This is a genomic window from Saccharopolyspora elongata (assembly GCF_004348985.1).
Taxonomy (GTDB): Bacteria; Actinomycetota; Actinomycetes; order Mycobacteriales; family Pseudonocardiaceae; genus Saccharopolyspora; species Saccharopolyspora elongata.
The window spans coordinates 56,538-76,934 of record NZ_SMKW01000005.1 but is presented as its reverse complement, the minus strand read 5'-3'; the positions used below and the strand labels follow the sequence as shown (position 1 = coordinate 76,934).

General features: G+C 68.1%; 29 protein-coding genes and 1 tRNA gene. 14 read left to right on the top strand and 16 right to left on the bottom strand.

The window, feature by feature from the left end; translation table 11 throughout:
* Nucleotides 1-29: 29 nt before the first annotated feature.
* A complete protein-coding gene (locus E1288_RS05940) occupies nucleotides 30-989 on the bottom strand; it encodes a DUF4097 family beta strand repeat-containing protein (RefSeq protein ID WP_132481990.1) in 960 nt (319 codons plus the stop codon).
* A 249-nt stretch (nucleotides 990-1,238) separates the two neighbouring features.
* Here E1288_RS05940 and E1288_RS05935 point away from each other — a divergent pair, with 249 nt between their 5' ends.
* On the top strand, nucleotides 1,239-1,922 hold the full coding sequence (locus E1288_RS05935) for a DUF4232 domain-containing protein (RefSeq protein WP_132481987.1): 684 nt from the start codon (nucleotides 1,239-1,241) through the stop codon (nucleotides 1,920-1,922).
* A 275-nt stretch (nucleotides 1,923-2,197) separates the two neighbouring features.
* Here the strand turns inward: E1288_RS05935 and E1288_RS05930 are convergent, their stop codons facing one another.
* The 4 genes from E1288_RS05930 to E1288_RS05915 all read right to left on the bottom strand — a co-directional run bounded on the left by E1288_RS05930 (nucleotide 2,198) and on the right by E1288_RS05915 (nucleotide 4,279).
* A complete protein-coding gene (locus E1288_RS05930; protein ID WP_132481984.1) occupies nucleotides 2,198-2,719 on the bottom strand; it encodes an O-acetyl-ADP-ribose deacetylase in 522 nt (173 codons plus the stop codon).
* A gap of 98 nt (nucleotides 2,720-2,817) precedes the next feature.
* Nucleotides 2,818-3,438, bottom strand: coding sequence for a TetR/AcrR family transcriptional regulator (locus tag E1288_RS05925; RefSeq protein ID WP_132481981.1), 621 nt, complete (start codon nucleotides 3,436-3,438; stop codon nucleotides 2,818-2,820).
* On the bottom strand, nucleotides 3,435-3,758 hold the full coding sequence (locus E1288_RS05920) for a DMT family transporter (protein ID WP_132481978.1): 324 nt from the start codon (nucleotides 3,756-3,758) through the stop codon (nucleotides 3,435-3,437). Before E1288_RS05920 ends, E1288_RS05925 begins: the two co-directional genes overlap by 4 nt.
* An 80-nt stretch (nucleotides 3,759-3,838) precedes the next feature.
* Complete coding sequence (locus E1288_RS05915) at nucleotides 3,839-4,279, bottom strand: DUF1707 SHOCT-like domain-containing protein (protein ID WP_207954211.1); 441 nt, start codon at nucleotides 4,277-4,279, stop codon at nucleotides 3,839-3,841.
* Between the two features lie 398 nt (nucleotides 4,280-4,677).
* Between E1288_RS05915 and E1288_RS05910 the strand changes: the two genes are divergently transcribed.
* From E1288_RS05910 to E1288_RS05885, 6 genes are all read left to right on the top strand, one after another.
* A complete protein-coding gene (locus tag E1288_RS05910) occupies nucleotides 4,678-6,903 on the top strand; it encodes a (Fe-S)-binding protein (RefSeq protein WP_132481976.1) in 2,226 nt (741 codons plus the stop codon).
* Between the two features lie 180 nt (nucleotides 6,904-7,083).
* Complete coding sequence (locus tag E1288_RS05905) at nucleotides 7,084-7,563, top strand: YbaB/EbfC family nucleoid-associated protein (RefSeq protein WP_132481973.1); 480 nt, start codon at nucleotides 7,084-7,086, stop codon at nucleotides 7,561-7,563.
* A gap of 2 nt (nucleotides 7,564-7,565) precedes the next feature.
* Nucleotides 7,566-7,883, top strand: a complete 318-nt coding sequence (locus E1288_RS05900; RefSeq protein WP_132481970.1) for a type VII secretion target — start codon at nucleotides 7,566-7,568, stop codon at nucleotides 7,881-7,883.
* Nucleotides 7,880-8,581: a WXG100 family type VII secretion target gene (locus E1288_RS05895; protein ID WP_132481967.1), complete on the top strand. Its 702-nt coding sequence runs from the start codon at nucleotides 7,880-7,882 to the stop codon at nucleotides 8,579-8,581. Before E1288_RS05900 ends, E1288_RS05895 begins: the two co-directional genes overlap by 4 nt.
* Nucleotides 8,582-8,587: 6 nt before the next feature.
* Entirely contained in the window at nucleotides 8,588-9,358 is a 771-nt protein-coding gene (locus E1288_RS05890; RefSeq protein ID WP_132481964.1) for an EndoU domain-containing protein, read from the top strand.
* A 5-nt stretch (nucleotides 9,359-9,363) separates the two neighbouring features.
* Nucleotides 9,364-9,957, top strand: coding sequence for a hypothetical protein (locus tag E1288_RS05885; protein ID WP_132482268.1), 594 nt, complete (start codon nucleotides 9,364-9,366; stop codon nucleotides 9,955-9,957).
* Nucleotides 9,958-10,024: 67 nt separating this feature from the next.
* Here the strand turns inward: E1288_RS05885 and E1288_RS05880 are convergent, their stop codons facing one another.
* A complete protein-coding gene (locus E1288_RS05880) occupies nucleotides 10,025-10,228 on the bottom strand; it encodes a DUF397 domain-containing protein (RefSeq protein WP_132481962.1) in 204 nt (67 codons plus the stop codon).
* A 19-nt stretch (nucleotides 10,229-10,247) separates the two neighbouring features.
* Nucleotides 10,248-11,078 carry a helix-turn-helix domain-containing protein gene (locus E1288_RS05875; RefSeq protein ID WP_132481959.1) on the bottom strand — a complete coding sequence of 277 codons (831 nt, stop codon included), beginning with the start codon at nucleotides 11,076-11,078 and terminating at the stop codon, nucleotides 10,248-10,250.
* 140 nt (nucleotides 11,079-11,218) lie between these two features.
* Between E1288_RS05875 and E1288_RS05870 the strand changes: the two genes are divergently transcribed.
* Nucleotides 11,219-11,428, top strand: a complete 210-nt coding sequence (locus tag E1288_RS05870; RefSeq protein WP_132481956.1) for a hypothetical protein — start codon at nucleotides 11,219-11,221, stop codon at nucleotides 11,426-11,428.
* A 38-nt stretch (nucleotides 11,429-11,466) separates the two neighbouring features.
* On the opposite strand, the gene E1288_RS46760 is transcribed toward E1288_RS05870, so the two are convergent.
* Nucleotides 11,467-11,607 carry a hypothetical protein gene (locus E1288_RS46760; RefSeq protein ID WP_165968002.1) on the bottom strand — a complete coding sequence of 47 codons (141 nt, stop codon included), beginning with the start codon at nucleotides 11,605-11,607 and terminating at the stop codon, nucleotides 11,467-11,469.
* A gap of 81 nt (nucleotides 11,608-11,688) precedes the next feature.
* On the opposite strand from E1288_RS46760, the gene E1288_RS05865 reads away from it, so the two are divergent.
* Nucleotides 11,689-12,273, top strand: coding sequence for a TetR/AcrR family transcriptional regulator (locus E1288_RS05865; protein WP_132481953.1), 585 nt, complete (start codon nucleotides 11,689-11,691; stop codon nucleotides 12,271-12,273).
* A 14-nt stretch (nucleotides 12,274-12,287) separates the two neighbouring features.
* Here E1288_RS05865 and E1288_RS46755 read toward each other — a convergent pair whose 3' ends face one another.
* The 3 genes from E1288_RS46755 to E1288_RS05855 form a co-directional block, all read right to left on the bottom strand.
* Nucleotides 12,288-12,425: a hypothetical protein gene (locus E1288_RS46755; RefSeq protein ID WP_165968001.1), complete on the bottom strand. Its 138-nt coding sequence runs from the start codon at nucleotides 12,423-12,425 to the stop codon at nucleotides 12,288-12,290.
* 99 nt (nucleotides 12,426-12,524) lie between these two features.
* Entirely contained in the window at nucleotides 12,525-13,673 is a 1,149-nt protein-coding gene (locus tag E1288_RS05860; protein ID WP_132481950.1) for an epoxide hydrolase family protein, read from the bottom strand.
* Between the two features lie 122 nt (nucleotides 13,674-13,795).
* Complete coding sequence (locus E1288_RS05855) at nucleotides 13,796-15,205, bottom strand: sugar porter family MFS transporter (RefSeq protein ID WP_132481947.1); 1,410 nt, start codon at nucleotides 15,203-15,205, stop codon at nucleotides 13,796-13,798.
* Between the two features lie 242 nt (nucleotides 15,206-15,447).
* Between E1288_RS05855 and E1288_RS05850 the strand changes: the two genes are divergently transcribed.
* Nucleotides 15,448-16,137 (top strand): isochorismatase family cysteine hydrolase, encoded by a 690-nt coding sequence (locus tag E1288_RS05850; protein ID WP_132481944.1) that lies wholly within the window; start codon nucleotides 15,448-15,450, stop codon nucleotides 16,135-16,137.
* Here E1288_RS05850 and dcd read toward each other — a convergent pair.
* Nucleotides 16,106-16,687, bottom strand: coding sequence for a dCTP deaminase (dcd, locus tag E1288_RS05845; RefSeq protein WP_132481941.1), 582 nt, complete (start codon nucleotides 16,685-16,687; stop codon nucleotides 16,106-16,108). The two genes, E1288_RS05850 and dcd, sit on opposite strands and share 32 nt — an antisense overlap.
* Nucleotides 16,688-16,774: 87 nt before the next feature.
* Between dcd and E1288_RS05840 the strand changes: the two genes are divergently transcribed.
* Nucleotides 16,775-16,845, top strand: a tRNA-Gly gene (locus tag E1288_RS05840).
* Nucleotides 16,846-17,133: 288 nt separating this feature from the next.
* On the opposite strand, the gene E1288_RS46750 is transcribed toward E1288_RS05840, so the two are convergent.
* Nucleotides 17,134-17,295: a hypothetical protein gene (locus tag E1288_RS46750; RefSeq protein WP_165968000.1), complete on the bottom strand. Its 162-nt coding sequence runs from the start codon at nucleotides 17,293-17,295 to the stop codon at nucleotides 17,134-17,136.
* A gap of 3 nt (nucleotides 17,296-17,298) precedes the next feature.
* Complete coding sequence (locus E1288_RS05835) at nucleotides 17,299-17,661, bottom strand: hypothetical protein (RefSeq protein WP_132481938.1); 363 nt, start codon at nucleotides 17,659-17,661, stop codon at nucleotides 17,299-17,301.
* 322 nt (nucleotides 17,662-17,983) lie between these two features.
* On the opposite strand from E1288_RS05835, the gene E1288_RS46745 reads away from it, so the two are divergent.
* Together E1288_RS46745 and E1288_RS05830 are read left to right on the top strand one after the other, a co-directional pair.
* Nucleotides 17,984-18,151, top strand: a complete 168-nt coding sequence (locus E1288_RS46745) for a hypothetical protein (protein ID WP_165967999.1) — start codon at nucleotides 17,984-17,986, stop codon at nucleotides 18,149-18,151.
* Between the two features lie 32 nt (nucleotides 18,152-18,183).
* Entirely contained in the window at nucleotides 18,184-18,627 is a 444-nt protein-coding gene (locus E1288_RS05830) for an Imm1 family immunity protein (protein ID WP_132481935.1), read from the top strand.
* A 248-nt stretch (nucleotides 18,628-18,875) separates the two neighbouring features.
* On the opposite strand, the gene E1288_RS05825 is transcribed toward E1288_RS05830, so the two are convergent.
* Nucleotides 18,876-19,211, bottom strand: a complete 336-nt coding sequence (locus E1288_RS05825; protein WP_132481932.1) for a tRNA-binding protein — start codon at nucleotides 19,209-19,211, stop codon at nucleotides 18,876-18,878.
* Between the two features lie 140 nt (nucleotides 19,212-19,351).
* Between E1288_RS05825 and E1288_RS05820 the strand changes: the two genes are divergently transcribed.
* Nucleotides 19,352-19,807: a pyridoxamine 5'-phosphate oxidase family protein gene (locus E1288_RS05820; RefSeq protein WP_132481929.1), complete on the top strand. Its 456-nt coding sequence runs from the start codon at nucleotides 19,352-19,354 to the stop codon at nucleotides 19,805-19,807.
* A gap of 4 nt (nucleotides 19,808-19,811) precedes the next feature.
* Here the strand turns inward: E1288_RS05820 and E1288_RS05815 are convergent, their stop codons facing one another.
* Nucleotides 19,812-20,213, bottom strand: coding sequence for an SSI family serine proteinase inhibitor (locus tag E1288_RS05815; protein WP_165967998.1), 402 nt, complete (start codon nucleotides 20,211-20,213; stop codon nucleotides 19,812-19,814).
* Between the last annotated feature and the right edge of the window lie 184 nt (nucleotides 20,214-20,397).

The following is a 20,397-nucleotide window of genomic DNA, read 5'->3' as shown; positions in this document are numbered from 1 at the left end:
TTGTCGACATGTCGGCGCCGGGGGAGGGGTCAGGCCGACCGGACGGTGATGCCCCAGCTGCCGGTCGACAGCGTCAGGCGCTTCGCGGCCGCCGGGTCCTGCACGACGCCCACGTCGACGCCGCCGGAGCCGGTCTCCGTGTCAACGCGGTAGTGGTCGTTGGGCACGGTCAGCTCGATGCCGCCGCTGCCGGTGGACGCCTCGACGGTCTGCGGACCGGTCAGCCGCAGCTCGACGCTGCCGGATTCGGCCTTCGCGACGATGTCCGCGCCGCGCAGGTCCTCCCCCATGATGCCGCCGCTGCCGCTCTCGACTGCGACCCGGCCGCCGATCCCCGCCAGCGTGATCTCGCCGGAGCCCGCGATCGCGTCGACCGAGCCGCCGACCTGGGTCGCCGACACCCCGCCGGAGCCGGTGCTCATCCTGACCTCACCGCTGACCTCGGCCAGCGTGATCTCGCCGGAACCGGTTTCCGCGTCGACCGGGCCGTTCACCCGGGCCACCGAAACCCCGCCGGAGCCGGTGCGCACGGCGACCGGGCCGCCGATGTCGCGGATCGTCATCTCGCCGGAATCGGTCTCCGCCTGCACCGACCGCATGCCGGCCACGTTCAGCCCGCCGGAGCCGAGGTTGCCCTGCACGGGCACCGAAACCGGCAGCGTGACCTGGTAGTCGACGGAGCAGTTCCAGCCGCAGTCGGTCGGCAGCACCAGCGCGCCGCCCTCGACGCGGTGCTCGATCTCGTCGGTGGTGTCGCTGCTGCCCCAGAACAGGCCTTCCCAGCGGTGCACGCGCTGCACGATCTCGCCCCGGCCGCCGGGCGCGTGGCGCACCTCGACCTCGCCGCTGCCGCCTGCGAGCTCGACGCGTTCGATCCCGTCCAACGCGGTGGTGCGCTCCTGCACGGACGAATTCGGCCACCAGAACAGTGCCGCTCCCCCGATCAGCACCAGCGCCGCGCCGCCCACCGCGAGTCCCACCCGAGCCATCGTGATCCCCCTGAATCCGCTTGATCGCGCCCACGAAATTACGCACAACGCCCGGCCCACGCCTCAGGGACACCCCCGAAACACCCCGGAACTCTCCCGAAGACGACGTTGGTCGGGGGCCGCGCAACTTTCGGCTTCCGCCATTCGGCGGCGTTCCCCTCGACTGTGACGCGGCGCACCCGACGCAACCCCTTGTGCGCCAACGCGTCTCCTGATCGGGCGCAGCGAACGAAGCAAGGAGATGCACCAGTGTTCAAGAACTCTCGGGGTATTCGGGTCGGCATGTTCGTCGCGGGCGCTTTCGTCCTCGCCGCCACGACGGCCTGCAGCCCGCAGCAGTCCGCTCCGCAGCCGGGCACTCCGGACGCGATCGCATCGAGCTCCGCCGGGTCGGACCAGGGCGTAAGCGCGGTCGAGCCGGGCGGCAACGGGTCGCCCGTTGCCTCGAACACCCAGGGCTCCAGCGGATCGGCCGGCTCCAGCACTCGCCAGGACTGCGGCGTCGACGTCCTGAAGCTGACGCTCGGCGAATCCGACGGCGCCGCCGGGCACATCTACGCGCCGCTCCAGTTCACCAACACCGGCCCGACCACCTGCACGCTCTCCTCCGCGCCCGGCGTCTCCTACGTCGGCAGCGGCGGCCGCCAGATCGGCGAGCCCGCCAAGCGCGTGATCAAGGACCGGCCGGTCATCAGCCTGGCGCCGGGCGAGACGGCGTCCGCGCCGTTCCTGTTCAGCCCGGTCGCGCACATGAACCCGGAGGACTGCGGCGCCGAGGCCGCCGAGGGCCTGCGGGTGTACCCGCCGAACAGCAAGGCGGCGATGTTCCTCCCGCTGCCCAACGCGATGGGCTGCACGACGTTCACCCAGGACGCCGACTACGCCAAGGTCGGCGTCGTCCAAGCAGGCCCGAACAACACCACCATCGGCTAGAACCTGTTTTCCAAGCTCGTTTTGCATGGCGGTGCGGGTAGCGGAACCTCAGAGGCCTTCTCGCTGTGGGATCCCCGACTCATGAATGCCAATTCACCACGTCGGGGCTGTCCTCGCGAGAAGACCCCTGAGAACCCGCGGCGGTGCAAGCTGCGTAGGTGGGCTAAGCGGCTGCGCCGCTTCAAAGACAAAACCCGCCCTACCATCCCCAACAGCTGCCAGGGCGCTCCAAAACGCTCACGAACTTTCGGTGTCCGTCCACTTGGGACGATCGGTCAGGTTCCGAAGACCTCGTCGTAGGCGGCCTCGAAAGCGGCCAGGGACTTCGCGTCGAAGAGCACGAAGCGCACCTCGGCGACGTCGGTCTCGGCGTCGCGCACGGTGCGCAGGGCGATCCGCGCCGCTTCGTCGAGCGGGTACCGGTAGACGCCGGTGGAGATCGCCGGGAACGCGATGACCTCGGCGCCGAGTTCGTCGGCGACCCGCAGGGATTCCCGGAAGCAGGACGCCAGCAGCCCGGACCGGTCCGCCGCGGCGGTGTAGGTGGGCCCGACGGTGTGGATCACCCAGCGCGCCGGGAGCTCGCCGGCGGTGGTCGCGACCGCCTGCCCCGTCGGCAGCCCGTCCGGGTACCGGCTCGCGCGGATCAGCCGGCATTCCTGGAGGATCGCCGGGCCGCCGCGCCGGTGGATCGCGCCGTCCACGCCACCTCCGCCGAGCAGCGACGAGTTCGCCGCGTTCACGACGGCGTCGACGTCCTGCTCCGTGATGTCGCCCCTGACTAGCGTGACCCGCATGCGAGGAGTGTGCGCCGCCCCCTCGAAGCCCGCTCACCGCGTCGACCGCAGTTTCAATTGAAACTGGACCTTTGATTTCAGGGCGAACAACACGACCTTCAGCTGATCAGCCGCGCATCCCGCAGGTAGTCCACCGGCTGCAGGAGGAAGCGCACCGTCGGTTCGAGCTCGTCGGCGGTGGGCGGCTCGTCGGCGATGAGCGCCTGCATGAGCAGGCCGTCGATCCCAGCGAACAGCGCCCGGATCACCGGCTCGTCGCCGCCCGCGCCGCCGTTGAGGAAACCGGTGGCGACCTCGATCCAGCGGCGGGCCGCCGGGCGCAGCGCCGGGCGGCGGGCGGCGAGCAGGTAGAGCTCGTACTCGCCCAGGGTGCGTTCGCGCTGGTCGCGCACCATCGTCGCCAGCGCCTCGGCGATCACCCGCGGCCAGTCCGAGTTCTCCCGGACCTGCCCGCTCAGCCGGTCGATCTCGTTGATCAGGGTTTCGCAGCTCTCCAGCAGCGTGGCCACCAGCAGGTCGTCGATGCCCGCGAAGTAGTACGCGATCGACGCGGGCGGCACCCCGGCCTCGCGGGCGATGTTGCGGTGGCTCACCGCGGCGACGCCGTCGCGGGCGACCACCCGCAGCGTCGCGTCGATGATCGCGCGGCGACGGCGCTCACCCTTGAGGCGGCGGCCGTCGGTCTCCGCCTCGTCGGGGGTGCGCCGTGGCGACGTCAATGCGCGCCGCCCAGTTCGAGCGCCAGGACGCCGCCGATGATCAACGCGATGCCGGCGACCTGCACCGTCGTGATGCCCTCGCCGAGGAACACCGCACCGATGATCGCCACCAGCGCGACCCCGGCCCCGGCCCAGATCGCGTAGGCGACGCCGACCGGCAGGCCGAGCTTGAGCACGGCGCTGAGCGCGCTGAAGGCCACCAGGTAGCCGACCACGACCAGGATCGACGGGACGGTCTTGTTGAAGCCCTCGGACAGCTTCAGCGAGACCGTGGCGAGCACCTCGCTCAAGATCGCCACCGCCAGCAGCAGGTAGGCCACGCTTCCTCCCAGAAAAACTTGTACGAGTGCCCTACTTTTTCAGCATACGGATGCCCGATCACGCGTGCACCCGGTTTTCCCTAGTGGCCCGAGTCGCCCTTGTGCTTCTTGCCGCCGCTGTCGCCGGAGATCATCGAGGCGACGTTGATCGCGGCCCAGATGCCCATCGGGATCATCGGCCAGAAGAACTTCAGCTCACCGGAGCTGATCGAGGTCACCGCCCAGATCGCGATGAGGATGAAGGAGACGCCCGCCCAGTCGCGCCACTCCTTGATCAGGTTGCGCTTCTGCCGCTCGCGCTTGACGACCTCCGGCGACGGCTTCGCGGGCACCGGCTCCGGCAGGTCGGCCACCAGCGGCTGCAACTGGCCGAGCGTCGTCGCCGCGTACGCCTTCTGCAGGCGGTCGTCGTACTCGGTGATGGTGAGGCGGCCTTCGTCCTGCGCCGCGCGCAACCGCTGCGCGATCGCCTCCCGATCAGCGTCCGATGCGCGCATCGCTTCGCCGCCCGACCCACCCATGCCGATCCCCCTGTTTCGACGCCACCCGCTGACTTGACCGAACAGATCGTTCGCCCGAACGAATACGTGGCGAAAATCGCACCACGGCCGCAATTCTGCCGCGATCGACCGCGGCAGTGCCCGGAGCTGGGTGAAATCGTGATGCGACGTCGCACACGTCTAACAGGAACAACTCCCGAAACGCCCACAACGGCATCGCGCCCTCAGGGGACCGGTTGATCGCCCTTGGAGCACGCAAGACCGAAAAAACTTGGACGACCGCACAACTAGTTTTTCGTCCAGTGGTCTCGCAGAATCACCGTCTGTTCCCGACATGGGCGGCGGCCGTATAGTTACCGATGAGTAACACGGCGTACGCTGCTCACACCACCGCCCCCGGAGGAAAGGCACCCGAACCAATGGGCGCTGTACAGATCACGCTCGGCGGGATCGCTGTCGTGCTCGGCATCGTCGCTTGGGGCATGTTCGCCGCGACGATCGCCAAGTTCGTGCGCATCATCCGCCTCGGGCAGCCGGACGGTACCCGAAACGGCCCCGTCATGGCCCGCCTGGCCACCCTCGTCAAGGAGTTCGCCGCCCACACGCGGATGAACAAGTTCCGCAACGTCGGGATCTGGCACTGGCTGGTCATGTGGGGCTTCCTGATCGGCTCCCTGGCGCTGTTCGAGGCCTACGGCGAGGTCTTCGTACCGACCTGGGGCTGGCCGATCCTCGACGACCTCGCGATCTTCCACCTCCTGATGGAGATCCTCGGCGTCGGCACCGTGGTCGGCATCCTGGTGCTGATCGTGATCCGCCAGCGCAACCACCCGCGCCGCGCCGGCCGGGTCTCCCGCTTCCAGGGCTCGAACTTCGCCTGGGCCTACTTCATCGAGGCCGTGGTCCTGATCGAGGGCGTGGGCATCCTCGGCGTCCGCGCCGCGAAGTCCGCGCTGGGCGTGCACGAGATGCCGCTGTGGGCCGAGTTCGTCTCCGGCCCGATCGGCGCCCTGCTGCCCGCCAGCCCGAACCTCGTCTCGTTCTTCGCCTTCGTCAAGCTGATGAGCGCCACGATCTGGCTGATCGTGATCTCCAGGACCATGACGATGGGCATCGCCTGGCACCGGTTCAGCGCGTTCTTCAACATCTACTTCAAGCGCGAGGCCGACGGTGGGGTGGCGCTGGGCGCGGTGAAGCCGATGACGTCGGCGGGCAAGCCGCTGGACTTCGAGGAGGCCGACCCCGACACCGACGTCTTCGGCGCGGGCAAGATCGAGGACTTCTCCTGGAAGGGCTGGCTGGACTTCACCACCTGCACGGAGTGCGGTCGGTGCCAGTCTCAGTGCCCGGCGTGGAACACCGGGAAGCCGTTGTCGCCGAAACTGCTGATCACCTCGCTGCGGGATCACGCGTATGCGAAGGCGCCGTACCTGCTGGCCGGGGGCCGCAAGGACATGGCCGGCGACGAGGTCGGCATCACCGGCGACGACGCCGAGACCAAGCTGGCGGGCATCAACGTGCTCGCGCTGGCCGAGGCGGAGCGCCCGCTGATCGGCGGCCCCGAGGAAATGGGCGTCATCGACCCGGACGTGCTGTGGTCGTGCACCAGCTGTGGGGCGTGCGTGGAGCAGTGCCCGGTGGACATCGAGCACGTGGACCACATCGTCGACATGCGCCGGTACCAGGTGATGATCGAGTCGAACTTCCCGACCGAGCTGGGCGGGATGTTCAAGAACCTGGAGAACAAGGGCAACCCGTGGGGCCAGAACGCCAAGGACCGGCTGGCGTGGACCGAGGGCCTGGACTTCGAGGTGCCGGTGTTCGACGGCGAGCTCGCCGACGACGTGGAGTACCTGTTCTGGGTCGGGTGCGCGGGGGCGTTCGAGGACCGGGCGAAGAAGACCACGCGGGCGGTGGCGGAGCTGCTGCACCTGGCCGGGGTGTCCTACACGGTGCTGGGGCCGGAGGAGTCCTGCACCGGTGACCCGGCCCGGCGGGCGGGCAACGAGTTCATCTTCCAGATGCTGGCGCAGCAGAACGTCGAGGTCCTCAACGGCGTGTTCGAGGGCCGCGAACGCGGCAAGCGGAAGATCGTCGCCACCTGTGCGCACTGCTTCAACAGCCTGGCGAATGAGTACTCGGAGCTGGGCGGGGATTTCGAGGTGGTGCACCACACCCAGCTGCTGAACCGGCTGGTGCGGGAGAAGCGGCTGGTGCCGGTCGCGCCGGTCGCCGAGGACGTCACCTACCACGACCCCTGCTACCTGGGCCGGCACAACAAGGTCTACACGCCGCCGCGTGACCTGGTCGGGGCGTCGGGGGCGACGTTCCGGGAGATGCCGCGGCACGCGGACCGCTCGATGTGCTGCGGCGCCGGCGGGGCGCGGATGTGGATGGAAGAACGCATCGGCAAGCGCATCAACGTCGAACGCGTCGACGAGGCACTCGGGACCGCGCCGACGAAGATCGCCACCGGCTGCCCGTTCTGCAAGGTGATGCTCTCCGACGGCCTGACCGCCCGCCAGAGCGAGAAGGTCGCCTCCGAGTCCGTCGAGGTCGTCGACGTCGCCCAGCTGCTGCTGTCCGCCGTCAAACGCGGCGAAACCACATCGGACAACGCAGACGCGGCGCCCACCGGCAGCTAGTTCGCCAAGACGAAGGGCACTTCCCGCCGATTCGGTCGGCGGGAAGTGCCCTTCGTTCTTTCCGGCTCGGCGTCGAGAAACGAGTGATGCCAACCACTTTCGAACGCGAGCCGACTGCGCCGCCGTCGCGCTGTTTAAACTCCCCCGGAGCAATGCGCCACTTGGCGGAATCGGAGAAACATGGACGGCAACATCCTCGATCCGGACGGCGCACGCGAGCGCCTGGCCGCATGGAAGGGCCGGATCGACAAGCTGGCCGCGGACACCCAGACGATGAGCGACCGGCTGCAGCAGGTCCGCGCGACCGCGAGCGACCCGAACGGACTGGCTGAGGTCACGGTCGACTCGACCGGCGCGCTCGTGGGCCTGCAGCTGACCAGCCGGATCCAGCGGGTGGCGCCGGATGTCGTCGCGCAGGCGATCATGGCCACGCTCGGCGACGCGAAGAACAAGCTGGCCGACCAGTCCCAGGAGATCATCGCGGACACGGTGGGCACCGAATCGCCCGCGGCGCGGGCGATCGCGGACAGCGTGGAACGGCACCTGCGCACCGGTCCGGCCCCGGAGCCCGCCGCCCCCGACTCCGACTCCGACTCCGACTCCGACTCCGAGGACTACGACGAGGGCTACGAGATCAACACGCACCGCGAGCGGTGGTGAGCATGGGCGACGGGTACAACGTCAACATCGAGCAGCTGCGCTCGCACGCCGCCAACGTGGACGCGATCAAGGACCGGTTCGCCGCGGTGAAGTCCGCCAGCGCGAACATCGCGCAGGACGACCAGGCGTACGGGCTGCTGTGCGGCTGGATCTCCGGCGTCCTGGAGGGCCGGCACACCAAGCAGGACGAGCTGATCGCGTACGTGGAGGAGAACCTCTCGCTCCTCTCCGAGGAGCTGCGCGCCAGCGGCGACGACTACCAAGCCCTCGACGAGGAGCACGCCGGCCTGATCCGTTCGAGCGGCGGGGAAATGCCATGACCGACAACTCACTGGTCGCCCCGGTCGAGTCGTCCCGCGAGGCGTGGACGGGCGCCGGGCTCGCGGACAGCATCGAGGGCCTGGCCGACGCGATCAAGTCCGAGGGCTGGGTCGACGACGCGCTGGCCGGCGCGGGCCTGGCGGTCGAGGTCGCGGCGAGCGCGCTGGACCCGATCAGCGCGCTGCTGTCCAACGGCCTGGGCTGGGCCATGGAGTACTTCGAGCCGCTGCGGGAGATGCTCGACGAGCTGACCGGCGCGCCGGACGTGGTCCAGTCCCACGCCAAGACCTGGAACAACATGGCCACCGAGCTGGGCGCCATGGCCACCGATCTCGAAGCGCACCTCAAGGAAGATCTGCCCGACTGGACCGGCGCGGCCTCGGACGCCTACCGCGGCATGATGGCCAACAACGTCGAGGCCATCGGCGGCCTGGCCGCGATCTCGGCGGCGATGGCGGCGGCCACCGAAGGCGCGGGCGGCCTGGTGGAGCAGACCCGCGAGATCGTCCGCGACCTGATCGCCGACCTGGTGGCCAGGGTGATCGTGTGGGCGGTGGAGGCCGTCTTCGTGGTGACGATCCCGGTCGTCGCCGCGCAGATCGCCGCGGCGGTGGTCAAGTGGGCCGCGCGGATCCTCACCTACACCACGGCGCTGATCACCAGCCTCACCAACCTCACCAAGCTCCTCGACGAGTAGGCGTCCATGGCGAAACCCAAGAATCCGCACGGGGACGGCGGAGACGGTGGCACCACCGGAAAACCCCCGCAGAAGCACGGCAACATCGACGCGGGCAAGGGCATCTCCAGCGCGCAGCAGGCCACCGCCCAAGCCGCGCAGAACGGCCGCCCGGGAGGCTCCGGCGGCAAGCAGCCGAACAACCCCACCAACCCGCCGCCGAACAAGCCCACTCCGCCACCCAAGCCGACCACCCCGCCCAAAGCGGACGACATCCACCACAGCGACGCCTCGGAAGCGCACATCGTCGGGGGCGACGGTGGCCGGCAGGGCGGCCACATCGCGGGCACCGGGCTCTCGAAGAAGACCGAGTTCCCCCAGAGCTGGGATGGGCCGAAGATTCTCGACGCGTCGCACCAGGTCACGCAGCAGGGGCCGCCGGCGAAGGGCCCGTACCTGACCAAGGACGTCAACGGCAACAAGGTGTGGGCCTACGACTACACCGGCACGGTCGACGGCGTCACCGTCAAGACGACGGTGCTCGCCGACGGCGAGATCCGCACCGCGTACCCGCCGAACAGCGCCGACCCCGGCGTGATCACCAACCCGCCGGCGCCGAACCCGCAGCCGAAGGGCGTGCCGGTGAGCGACCCGCCTCGCTACAGTCACCCCGACATCGGCGGCGATGGCAGCTGGACGTGGGAGGGCCCGAAGGGCAACAAGATAATCAGAGTCGTCCAGGACGCCCAGGGCAACGTGACCACGACCGAACTCGGCGACTACCAGAAGAAGAAGTGAGCGCCATGGATGCGAAGACCTACGCCGCGGTCACGGACGTGTGCGCGCGGCTCGCGGGCCGGCTGTCCGACGACACCCTGGGAGTCGTGCGCGACCAGTACGCCGCCGGCGAGTCGGACCTGGCCGAATCGACGCTCCTGCTCAACCTGGCGGGCGAGGGCGTCGGCATCACCCGCGAGGAGCAGGACCTGATCCGCGCCACCCTGGACGACGCGGCCAACCCGGACCTCGACGACGTGCCGGTCATCGACGCGGTGCCGCCGCTGCAGTACCGCTTCAGCCCGGCCGGCCCCGCGGACGCGCCCGACCCGAGCCGAGCGGACATCGTCCTGTCGACGGACGCCCCGCGCCACGGCGGCCACCGCCTGCGCCGCGCCTGGCGCGAGCCACTCGCGGGAGCGCAGGACGCGGCGACCTGGGTGTACGTGCTGCAGGTGGCCGAAGGCACGGACGAGCTCAGCGCGTACGCGGGCCTGTCCTCGCGGCTGTGGGTGGCGCTGAAGGAGAAGTGGCCGCTGGAGGTGGTGGTGGAGGGCAAGCAGCTGCCGCAGTACCAGGCGGCAGCCCTGACCGCCGCCCACCAGATCTGGCCGGCCTGACCGTCCGGGTCCGTGAGTGTTTGGGGTGTCATAGCGCCCCAAAACACTCACGGCCCCGTTCGCAACCTCAGCGCTCGGCAAACCGCCCCAGGAACGCCGACCACGACGAAGCCGAGAACGCCAACACCGGCCCACCCGGGTCCTTCGAATCCCGCACCGCGACCGCAGGCCCCGCGAACGCCACCTCGAGGCAGTTGCCTCCCTGCCCGCTGCCCACGCTGCGACTGCTCTTGCGCCAAGCCAAGGCTGGAAAAGAACTTGTGCTTCGCATGCTGAAGACGCCTCCTGCCTCAGAATTCGCGGGCGATCTGCTCAATAAAGTCGATGGACGGGCCAGAGTCCAACGCCGCGTCACGCACCTCCGCGAACACAACACTTGCCCGCTGCACGTCGTGGGTCTTGCCGGAGAAGATCGAGCCTGCCACGTGCTCAACGTAGACGACATCGGGTTCATCAGGATCTGCATAGCTGAGCAGACAGAATGCACTTTCCATACCGCCGTGTGCTCCCGCAGAGATCGGTAGGACACGGATACTGACGTTGGGAAGATCAGCGTATTTCCCGAGTTCAAGCAGCTGCTTCCGCATAGTGCCCGCTCCGCCGACCGGTCTCCGCAAGGCCATCTCATCGACCACTACCGAGTAGTCCAACGGATCCTGACCAGAGATCAACTCACGCCTGGCTGAACGCAGCGCAACAGCGTTGCCGATGAAAGATTCGCTACACCCGGGATTACCGACCTCAAACAGAGTGCGCATGTAGTCCTCCGTCTGAAACAAACCAGGTATGTACGCGAGGGTGAACTCGCGAACTCGGCAAGCTTCGGTTTCAAGGTCTGGATAGCCACGATCCTTGATGCCGTAGGCATGCCACCACGGCGTCTCCCGCGCTGCTCGCGCCAGGTCGAGCAGGTCCGGGTCGTAGCGGTCGTAGAGGTCCATCATCGAGCGGACCTCGTGCACCGATGTCGCCACCTCGCCGGTTTCCTTGCGGCTCAAGGCGCTCGTCGACATGTCCAGGCCTGCTGCGGCCTTCTCCTGCGTCATGCCCGCGTCCTCGCGCAGCTGGCGAATTCGGCGCGCGAGTCGGCGACGACGGAACGTGGGGCTCGTGCGTGCCACCGGGACCTCCCCGACCGGGATCCTGATCGATCCATGATCCCAGCGGGAATCCGGGATCGGGATTCCCGCTTCCGGTGATCCCGATGCCGGATTCCCATGTGGACGCTGGTGCCCACCACCAACCACCGGGAGGAACCGCCATGACACCGAAACTCTTCGGCCTGGCCGAGAAGACCGAGACCGGCGAACCCGACCCGACCCGCGTCCGCATTTGGGGCATGCAGCTCCCGGACCGCGCGATCATGTACTGGCGGGAGGACCACCGGAACCAGTTCGCGGTCTTCGACGACGCGGCGAGCGCCGAATCCCGCTTCGGCGTCCTCTTCGGCCTCGCCCTCATCTGGCCGTGACCTCGACCGGGGTTGGAGCGAACGGCCCGTTCGCCTCGTTAGGTGGAGTCAACGGACCGTTCGCTCCTCCGCGCTCCGTCCGCCGAGCGGCGCACGCCGTGCCGGATCGCGTGACCGTCGTGGATCCCGCGGGCGAAGTCGCGCACGAACCGCCCCAACGCCCGAACCACTCCTCGCATCGCAAGCTCCTCTACACTGGTCTGTGAAGTTCGATCCGAACCGTAAGGTACACAGACCTGTGAACACAAGGGGGTCGGCCGATGTCCGCGACCGCAGGCGATGAGGTGCGCCTGACGCCGGGCGCCAAGCGCATCCTCGACGTCGCAGCCGAGCTGTTCTACTCGCGAGGCATCAACGCCGTCGGCGTCGACACCATCGCCGCCGAATCCGGCGTCACCAAGCGGACCCTCTACGACCGCTTCGGGTCGAAGGACGGCCTGCTCGTGACCTACCTGAAGGCGCGCGACCGGCGCTGGCGCGAGCTCGTCGAAGCCCGCCTGGACGCCGAGGCCGACCCGGTCCGGCGCGCGCTGGTGCCGTTCGACGTGCTCCCCGAATGGCTCCCGCAGAGCAGCCGGGGGTGCAGCTTCGTCAACGCCTTCGCCGAACTCCCCGAGCCCGACCACCCGGGGCGGCAGCTGATCGTCGCCGAGAAGCAGTGGCTCCGAGACCTGTTCCGCGACCTGCTCGCCGAAGCCGGCGCCAAGAACCCGGAGGATCTCGCCGTGCAGCTGCTGAGCCTGCACGAGGGCGCCATCGTGAGCTACTCGATCGCCGGCGAATCCTCGGCCGCATCGATCACCCGCGCCGCCGCCGAAGCGCTCGTGCGGCAGGCGCTCGGCTGACGCGGAAAAGGCCGTCACAGGAAGATGTTCAGCGTGTAGCCGTAGTGGCGGCGGAGTCCGTCGGAACTCGCCGGACATCCGACCGGGAGCAGCTCGCCGCTGAGCGGCCGGATGACGATCGCGCCCCAATCCATGGCGCCGTCGACGCACACCGCGTCGAGGCTGTGCCCGGCTCGGGCGATTTCGCGCGAAATCGGCGTTCGCCACGCCTGGCGGGTGGCGATTTCGCGCGAAATCGCCTCAACGACCCGTCAGCCGCGCAGCGACGCGAAGAACTCCTGGACGTCTCGGACGTACAGGTCCGGCTGCTCCATCGCCGGGAACGTTCCGCCGCGGTCGTACTCCGTCCAGCGCACGATGTTGTTGATGCGCTCCGCGAACGGGCGGACCGGCGCGAGGATGTCCTTCGGGAACACCGCGACGCCGTGCGGCACGGTGCCGTTCTGCAGCTCCGCGATGACGCCTTCCTCCTCCGCCTTCGAGGAGTTGTCCGGAGTCTCCACAAAGGACCGAGCTGCCGAACCCGCCGTGTTGGTGAGCCAGTACAGCATCACCGTCGTCAGGATGCGGTCGCGATCGATGGCGTCCTCCGGGGTGTCCGCGCAGTCGGTCCACTCCTTGAGCACGCCGACGATCCAGCCCAGCAGCCCGATCGGCGAGTCCGCCAGCGAGTACGCCAGCACCTGCGGCTTCGTCGACTGGATCAGCTTGTAGCCGTACAGCTCGTCGGTGTAGCGCTGCCACGCGCCCATCCGCGCGTGGTCGGCCTCGGTGAGCCCGGCCATCTCCGCCGGATCGCCGCCCGGGAACGTGATCATCCCGTTGGTGTGCAGGCCGATCACGTTGTCCGGCGCGAGGATCGCCAGCTCGCGGGAGATCCACGTGCCCCAGTCGCCGCCCTGCAGGCCGTACCGCTCGTATCCGAGCCGGCTCATCAGCTCGGCCCAGGCCCGCGCGACCCGGCCGGCGCCCCAGCCGACCGAGCGCGTCGGCCCGGACAGGCCGTATCCCGGCAGCGACGGGATGACCAGGTGGAACGACTCGCCGAGCGGTCCGATGACGTCCAGGTACTCGGCGATCGAACTGGGCCAGCCGTGCGTGATCAGCAGCGGCAGCGCGTCCGGCCGGGACGACCGGACGTGCAGGAAGTGGATGTTCTCGCCGTCGATTTCGGTGGTGTACTGCGGGAATTCGTTCAGCCGCGCCTCCTGCGCCCGCCAGTCGTAGCCGCTGCGCCAGTACTCCGCCAACTCCCGCAGGTAACCCAGCGGCGGGCCGTAGCTCCAGCCCGGCCCGGGCACCTCGTCGGCCCAGCGGACGCGGGCCAGCCGCTCCCGGAGGTCGTCCAGGTCGTACTGCGGGATGTCGAGGCGGAACCGGGTGATGTCGCGAGAGGCCATGCACGCTCCTTCGTACGTTGTACGGTACTAGATACGCGCAGCGCCCCGGCTTTGTTCCCGAACCCGCGGAAAAAATTTCGAGGGGCGCCCCCACGGGGACGCCCCTCGAACATCAGACCAGGTCAGCGGCCCATTTCCTCCAACGAGCGCCCCTTGGTCTCCTTCAGGTACTTCACCACGAACACCACCGAGATCAGCGCGAACGCGGCGTAGATGAAGTAGGTGACCGGCAGGTTCCAATCCCGCATGCTCGGGAAGCTCACCGTCACCAGCCAGTTCGCGATCCAGTTCGTCGCGGTGCCGACCGCCAGCGCGGCGGCCCGGATGCGCGCCGGGAACATCTCGCCCAGCAGCACCCACATCACCACGCCCCAGGAGGCGGCGAAGAACAGCACGAAAGCGCTCGCCGACACCAGCGCCACGGCGCCCCACTGGAAGGGCAGGTGCGCCTCGTCGCCGACGACCTCGGCGAAGCTGAACGCCCACCCGGTCACGGCCAGCGACACGGCCATCCCGAGCGAACCGATCACCAGCAGCGGCTTGCGGCCGATCTTGTCGACCAGCGCGATCGCGACGAAGGTGCCGACGATGTTCACGATCGACGTGAACAGGCTCAGCAGCAGGGAACTGCTCTCGTCGATGCCCACCGAGTGCCACAGCGACGACGAATAGTAGAAGATGATGTTGATCCCGACGAACTGCTGCAACGCTGCGATGGCCATCCCGACCCACACGATCGGCAGCACCCCGAACCGGCCCCGCAGATCGCTCAGCCGCGGCTTGCGCTCGCCGCCCAGCGCCGCCTTGATCTCGGCGACCTTCGCATCCGGCTCACCGGAGTCGACCTGCGCCAGGATCTCCCGCGCCCGGTCGACCTTGCCGACCGCGACCAGGTACCGCGGCGACTCGGGAATCGTCGAAGCCACCACCAGGTAGATCACCGCGGGGATCGCGGCCACCCCGAGCATCCACTGCCAGGCCTGCAACGGCCCGAGCATCCCGGAAGCGCTGCCGCCGGCAGCCTGCGCCAGGGCGTAGTTGACCAGCTGCGAAACGGCGATCCCCAGCACGATCGCCAACTGCTGCAAGGACCCCAACCGCCCGCGGTAAGCGGCGGGCGCGACCTCGGCGATGTAGGCGGGCGCGATCACCGACGCGATGCCGATGGCGACGCCGCCGACGACCCGCCAGATGGCGAGGTCCCAGATCGCGAAGGGCACGGCCGAAGCGACGGCGCTGATGATGAACAGGACCGCGGCCAGCTGCATGACCCGGATCCGGCCGACCCGGTCGGCCAACCCGCCGGCGATCCCGGCGCCCACCGCGGAACCCAGCAGCGCCGAGGAAACGGTCAGGCCGGTCAACGCGGAACCGACGTTGAAGTGCCGCTGGATGGCGTCCACGCCGCCGTTGATCACCGAGGTGTCGTAGCCGAAGAGGAACCCGCCGAGCGCCGCGGCCCCGGCGATCATCACGACGTGCCCGAGGTTCTCGTTGGCAGTGCCCGAGGCGCGCGACTGCAATGCGGACATCGAGTACTCCTGCTGCCCGCTCGCCGACCCCGCCCCGTTGCGGGATCGTTCCAGAACGCCGGGCGAGGGGGATCGTAAATTCTGAATCCCCATCTTGCTTACTCGATTCAGGGTGAACTAGCTCACGGTCACCACAAGCCAGGACAACGCGGCACAAAAGAGACACAACCAGGGAAAATGCCACCCGGCGCGTGTTGAGATGATTACCTGTCGTGATCACGTGTCAACTCAGGAGCCCCGACATGGACACGCCGGAGAAGCTGCACGCGTGGCTGATCGAGGACCGCGAATACGCCCGGCACGAGGAGCGCCGCGGCAGGCGCTTCGCGTTCCCCACCCTCGATCCGCCCCGGACGGCGCTGGTGGTCATCGACATGGTGCCGTTCTTCGTGACCGGCAACCCCTACTGCCGAGGCATCGTGCCGAACATCGGCCGCCTGGCGCGAACCGTCCGGAAGACCGGCGGCACGGTGGCATGGGTGCTACCGGCGGCGATCGAGCCGACGCAGACGGCCCAGGAGTTCTACGGCCCGGAAGCGGCCGAGGTGTACCGCACCGCAGGCGGAACGGGCCCGCTGGCGCAGCGCCTGTGGCGGGAATTCACGATCCACGACAACGACGTGCTGGTCGAGAAGTCCGCGCCCAGCGCCTTCTTCCCCGGCCGGTGCCCGCTGCCGGAACGACTGGAGCAACGCGGAATCGACACGGTCCTGATCGCAGGCACGGTCACCAACGTCTGCTGCGAATCCTCGGCCCGCGACGCGAGCACCCTGGGCTTGCGCGTGATCACGGTCGCGGACGCCAACGCGGCGGGCCGCGACGCGGACCACAACGCCACGCTGCACACCATCTACCGGTCGTTCGGCGATGTTCGCGCCACCGCCGAGGTGGTGGCGATGCTCAGCGCCGGGTGTCGGTGCGCCGGAAGTTGAGGTACGCCCGCGACGGCGTCGGCCCGCGCTGCCCCTGGTAGCGCGACCCGGCCTCCTTCGAGCCGTACGGGAAGTCCGCGGGGCTCGACAACCGGAACAGGCACAACTGGCCGATCTTCATCCCCGGCCACAACGTGATCGGCAGATTGGCCACGTTGGACAATTCGAGGGTGATGTGACCCGTGAACCCGGGATCGATGAACCCGGCGGTGGAGTGCGTGAGCAACCCCAGCCGGCCCAACGAGGACTTGCCCTCCAGCCGGCCGGCCAGGTCATCGGGCAACCGCACCGACTCGAAGGTCGACCCGAGCACGAACTCGCCCGGGTGCAGCACGAACGGATCGTCGTCGGGCGTCTCCACCAGCGACGTCAGCTCGTCCTGCTGCTTCGACGGATCGATGTGGGTGTACCGGGTGTTGTCGAAGACCCGGAAGAAACGATCCAGCCGGACGTCGATGCTCGACGGCTGGATCATGGCGACTTCGAACGGATCAAGTTCGAGGCGGCCATCATCGAGCTCTTTGCGCAGGTCCCGGTCACTCAGCAACACGCCCTCAGCGTATCGGCAACCCGGTGATGATCTTCGCGCCCCACCGTGTTAGGCTGACGGCACTCTTCGGGAGAGCCGATGAGGTACGCGGATGTAGTTCAATGGTAGAACATCAGCTTCCCAAGCTGAGAACGCGGGTTCGATTCCCGTCATCCGCTCAGAGCTGGGAGCCCTGTGTCCACGGAATGCGTGGACCGGGGCTCTTCGCCTTTGCATGGGGGGCCGAGCCCCCCAAACCCCCCACGGTGCGGTGGTCGCCAATCGCCGGCTCCTTGCGGATGGAGCGTTCCCGGCCTGCTCGCCGACCAGCCTTTTCGTTCGAAGCCTCCAGGTTTTGCTTCAGCTCGTCCGAAGTGCTGAAGATCATCGAGGAATTCGGCGGAGCAAATAGACCAGGCCAACCGCGCTGGAGGTGGAGCACCGCTCCCTTGGTCATGAGGGCCTGTTCAGTCCATTAGGTCGGCGGCCTCCAGGAATCCGAAGATCGCCGCTAGGCCGAAGACCACCAACAGCCCGATCCCGACCGGCCCGCAGCCTGCGGCCTTCCCCAGCCGAGCCAGCGCCACGCCGCCCACGACGATGATGAGCAGGAACAGCATTCCGGCCACGGTTCACCCTTTCCCGGACGGCAGCATCCAGCCGATCACGACAATCGCGCAGAACGCAGCGACGATGCCCGCCGTCGGGTTTCCCCACCCGAGGACGAGCACGGTGACGACGGCTCCGACGATGATCAGGGCCCGGGTGGTGGCCGCGGCCCTGCGCCTGCGCTGCGCGGCTGCTTCAGCCGCCATCCGCGCCCGCATGTAGGCCATGTACTCGGCGTCGAACGAGGCCTCTTCGTCGGTTTTCGGCGATTTCCAGTTGATCGTGTAGTCGCCACTGACACGACCGATCTGTGACACCGGCCCCTCGAAGGTTCCCCCAGAAATCTCGTTCTCGACGCTCTCGTCCTCGTCGCGCCCGCCTCCCATGTTCCGATGCTAGGCCTTCCGGCCGTCGCACGAATCCGCTCATCAGCTCAACTTCGCGCAAGCGAGCTCAGACCTGACGGTGCCGTGCGGGTCATGCCGGCCGTTCGCGCGCCAGCCACCGCCTGGCCGCCGACCGAGGCGGGATGCGAGGCCGTGCTGGTGGCCTGCCGGTCCTCAAGGCCTCGCTTCCAAGGCCTCACGGCGTTCGTTGCCGCTCAGACCCCGGTCGGCTTGTTAGCAGACCAGAGCATTCGCTTTGTCGGGTAGACGAGAGATCATCACTAGCTGTCTGGTACTTGTCACCCACAGCAAGGGAGTCTGTGTGAGTCACATCGAAGAGCTGCGGGTTCGGCTCGCCGGGATCGCGGATGACCTCTACGCCGACCAGCTTGCCGAGATTTCCCAACGGCTGAACGAGATCTCCGCAGATGCGACGCCACACTGCCCGCGGCACCGCCGACGACAACGCGCGCACTGCCAGCGGTGCTAGGTCTACGAGGGAACGGGAGAAGGACTCCAGCGATGGCGTTCACCGTTATGTACCACCCCGACGAAGCCCCCGCCGAGGTCACCACGGTTGCCGAACTCGATGCTCTCCTCGACCGCGTGACCGCCGACGCCATCGAGGAAGATGTTCCCACCTACGCCGAAATCGTCACCGCCGACCGCCAGCACATTCTGCAAATCGGGCTCGGCCAGCCTGACTACAGCTCGCTGATCTACTGCGACAAACCCGCCGACATCCTTGAAACCAGCAAAGGCACAGTTCCAATGCCCGACGACTCCGGATTCGACTACGGCGGAACCTGGACCGACGCCCCGATCGACTCCGCAATCCCAATCCCCACTGCCCGGCAAGCCGCCCGGACCTTCCTCTCCAGTGGCGGGGACCGCCCCACCAACCTCAAGTGGCAAAAGCCCGAGTACGGCCAGCCGAACCAACTTGCCCCGAATGACCTGGCCTGACGTGACAACGAGGCTCGGGATCCATCCGAGCAGCGACTGCCAGCGACCTCGCCGCTTCGGCGCCACGTCCTCGTCTTGATTGCCTTCGCCGCCGTCTTTCCTGCGAACGTGACGATGGCCCTCGCCTGGCGGCGTCGGTCATTGCCTTGGAGGGTGGTCGGGTTCGCGCGGCTGCCGTTGCAGATTCCGCTTGTTCTGTGGGGTCGGCGGGTCGCTCGGGACGCCGGGGACTGAGCGGCAGGTCGCGATCAGAGGAGGCGGGTGCCGTTCGGGACCTGGTGGTCGAAGCCCGCTAGGACCACGCTGTTCTGCTCGTCGTGGGCTCCCGTTACCAGTACTTCCGACTTGACTCCCGCGATTCGCTTCGGCTCGAAGTTGCACACGCACAGCACTTGGCGGCCGATCAGGGCTTCTGGTTCGTAGTGGTCCGTGATCTGCGCGCTCGACGTCTTCAGGCCCATCTCGCCGAGGTCGACGGTCAGGACGTACGCCGGTTTGCGTGCCTTCTCGTTCGGCTTCGCCTGCACGATCGTGCCCACGCGCAGTTCCACCTTCTCGAAGTCGGCCCACTCGATCAGCGACATCTCGCACCCTCCTGTTTGGACAGTGGGCAGCGTACTCCGGTGGCTCAACGCGACCGGATGACGCACAGCACAGCCGGGATTCGGGAATGATCGCGTTGCGGCGTCGGTTGGGGATTGCACCACCATCGTTGGGAGTTCAGATGTCTGCTGACAGGCCTGGCCAGCACCGGAAGCTCAGCGCCGCCGAGCGGGAGGAATTCCTCGCGCGGCCGCACGTCGCCGTGCTCAGCGTCGGCAGCGACGACGACCGGCCGCCGTCGACGCTGCCGACCTGGTACAGCTACCGGCCTGGCGGGAACATCGCCGTGGTCACCAGGAAGGACAAGCGGAAGTCACGGCTCATCCGGCTCGCCGGGAAGGTTTCGATTTCCGTCCAGCGGGCGGAGGTTCCGTACCGGTACGTCACCGTCGAAGGCACCGTCGTCAAGCAGCAGCGGCCCACTCGCGACGAGCTCGTCGCCATCGGCAGCCGCTACCTCCCCGCCGATGCCATCGACGGCTGGGCCGACTGGGAACTCAGCGGCGGGAACACCGCAGGCGAACCTGAGTACGTCGAGATCCGGCCGGACCGCTGGCAGACCAAGGACTTCGGCTAGCGGCTCAGAAGTCGAAGACGACCCCGGTCTCGACCGTCAGGGCGCAGCTGTTCGGGTAGGTCTCGGTGAAGCTCACCGTCCGCCCGCGCCAGTTCCCCTCCAGCTTCGCCGTGACCGGCTGGTACTGGAGGGTGCACGCCATCGCCGGCTTCGCCGTCATCAGGCGGAAATCCGCCCCGACCGCGTCCAGGTCGCTGCACGCCTTCGCCGCGTTCTTGTGCGTGCCGCCCGCCGGGTGGCAGGTCAGGACCGCGTTGCCGAGCGCCGCTCCGCGGCCGTTGTCCAGCGAAAGCCGGACCGTGCTGGGGGTTTCGCCCTGTGCCGGGGCCACCGCCGCGACCGTCGCCATCGTTCCGGCGGTCAGGGCAGTGGCGAGCAGGACGCGACGGGTGAGTTTCGCCAACAACTTCCGCAACCTTTCGATCAGAACTGTGCGCGAACGCGCTGGGCATCGAGGAGTGCAGGCCGAGGTGCGCCTACCCAATAAGATCCGGGAAGTTTCCGGGTGAACGTCCGCCGGAGCGGATGCGGAGAACATTACTGGACTACTCGGCGTAATAATCATTAGACCAAAAGAGTTAATGATTGAA

What these genes read in the sequence shown, in the direction of transcription:
- E1288_RS05855 (WP_132481947.1), bottom strand. Translation starts at nt 15,205, where the DNA reads ATGTCCGCATTGCAGTCGCGCGCCTCGGGCACTGCCAACGAGAACCTC.
- E1288_RS05820 (WP_132481929.1), top strand. Translation starts at nt 19,352, where the DNA reads ATGTCTGCTGACAGGCCTGGCCAGCACCGGAAGCTCAGCGCCGCCGAG.
- E1288_RS05865 (WP_132481953.1), top strand. Translation starts at nt 11,689, where the DNA reads ATGTCCGCGACCGCAGGCGATGAGGTGCGCCTGACGCCGGGCGCCAAG.
- E1288_RS05915 (WP_207954211.1), bottom strand. Translation starts at nt 4,279, where the DNA reads ATGGGTGGGTCGGGCGGCGAAGCGATGCGCGCATCGGACGCTGATCGG.
- E1288_RS05900 (WP_132481970.1), top strand. Translation starts at nt 7,566, where the DNA reads ATGGGCGACGGGTACAACGTCAACATCGAGCAGCTGCGCTCGCACGCC.
- E1288_RS05905 (WP_132481973.1), top strand. Translation starts at nt 7,084, where the DNA reads ATGGACGGCAACATCCTCGATCCGGACGGCGCACGCGAGCGCCTGGCC.
- E1288_RS46760 (WP_165968002.1), bottom strand. Translation starts at nt 11,607, where the DNA reads ATGCGAGGAGTGGTTCGGGCGTTGGGGCGGTTCGTGCGCGACTTCGCC.
- E1288_RS05895 (WP_132481967.1), top strand. Translation starts at nt 7,880, where the DNA reads ATGACCGACAACTCACTGGTCGCCCCGGTCGAGTCGTCCCGCGAGGCG.
- E1288_RS05850 (WP_132481944.1), top strand. Translation starts at nt 15,448, where the DNA reads ATGGACACGCCGGAGAAGCTGCACGCGTGGCTGATCGAGGACCGCGAA.
- E1288_RS05825 (WP_132481932.1), bottom strand. Translation starts at nt 19,211, where the DNA reads ATGTCGCTGATCGAGTGGGCCGACTTCGAGAAGGTGGAACTGCGCGTG.
- E1288_RS05890 (WP_132481964.1), top strand. Translation starts at nt 8,588, where the DNA reads ATGGCGAAACCCAAGAATCCGCACGGGGACGGCGGAGACGGTGGCACC.
- E1288_RS05880 (WP_132481962.1), bottom strand. Translation starts at nt 10,228, where the DNA reads ATGCGAAGCACAAGTTCTTTTCCAGCCTTGGCTTGGCGCAAGAGCAGT.
- E1288_RS05930 (WP_132481984.1), bottom strand. Translation starts at nt 2,719, where the DNA reads ATGCGGGTCACGCTAGTCAGGGGCGACATCACGGAGCAGGACGTCGAC.
- E1288_RS05870 (WP_132481956.1), top strand. Translation starts at nt 11,219, where the DNA reads ATGACACCGAAACTCTTCGGCCTGGCCGAGAAGACCGAGACCGGCGAA.
- E1288_RS05830 (WP_132481935.1), top strand. Translation starts at nt 18,184, where the DNA reads ATGGCGTTCACCGTTATGTACCACCCCGACGAAGCCCCCGCCGAGGTC.
- E1288_RS05835 (WP_132481938.1), bottom strand. Translation starts at nt 17,661, where the DNA reads ATGGGAGGCGGGCGCGACGAGGACGAGAGCGTCGAGAACGAGATTTCT.
- E1288_RS05940 (WP_132481990.1), bottom strand. Translation starts at nt 989, where the DNA reads ATGGCTCGGGTGGGACTCGCGGTGGGCGGCGCGGCGCTGGTGCTGATC.
- E1288_RS05885 (WP_132482268.1), top strand. Translation starts at nt 9,364, where the DNA reads ATGGATGCGAAGACCTACGCCGCGGTCACGGACGTGTGCGCGCGGCTC.
- E1288_RS05860 (WP_132481950.1), bottom strand. Translation starts at nt 13,673, where the DNA reads ATGGCCTCTCGCGACATCACCCGGTTCCGCCTCGACATCCCGCAGTAC.
- E1288_RS05910 (WP_132481976.1), top strand. Translation starts at nt 4,678, where the DNA reads ATGGGCGCTGTACAGATCACGCTCGGCGGGATCGCTGTCGTGCTCGGC.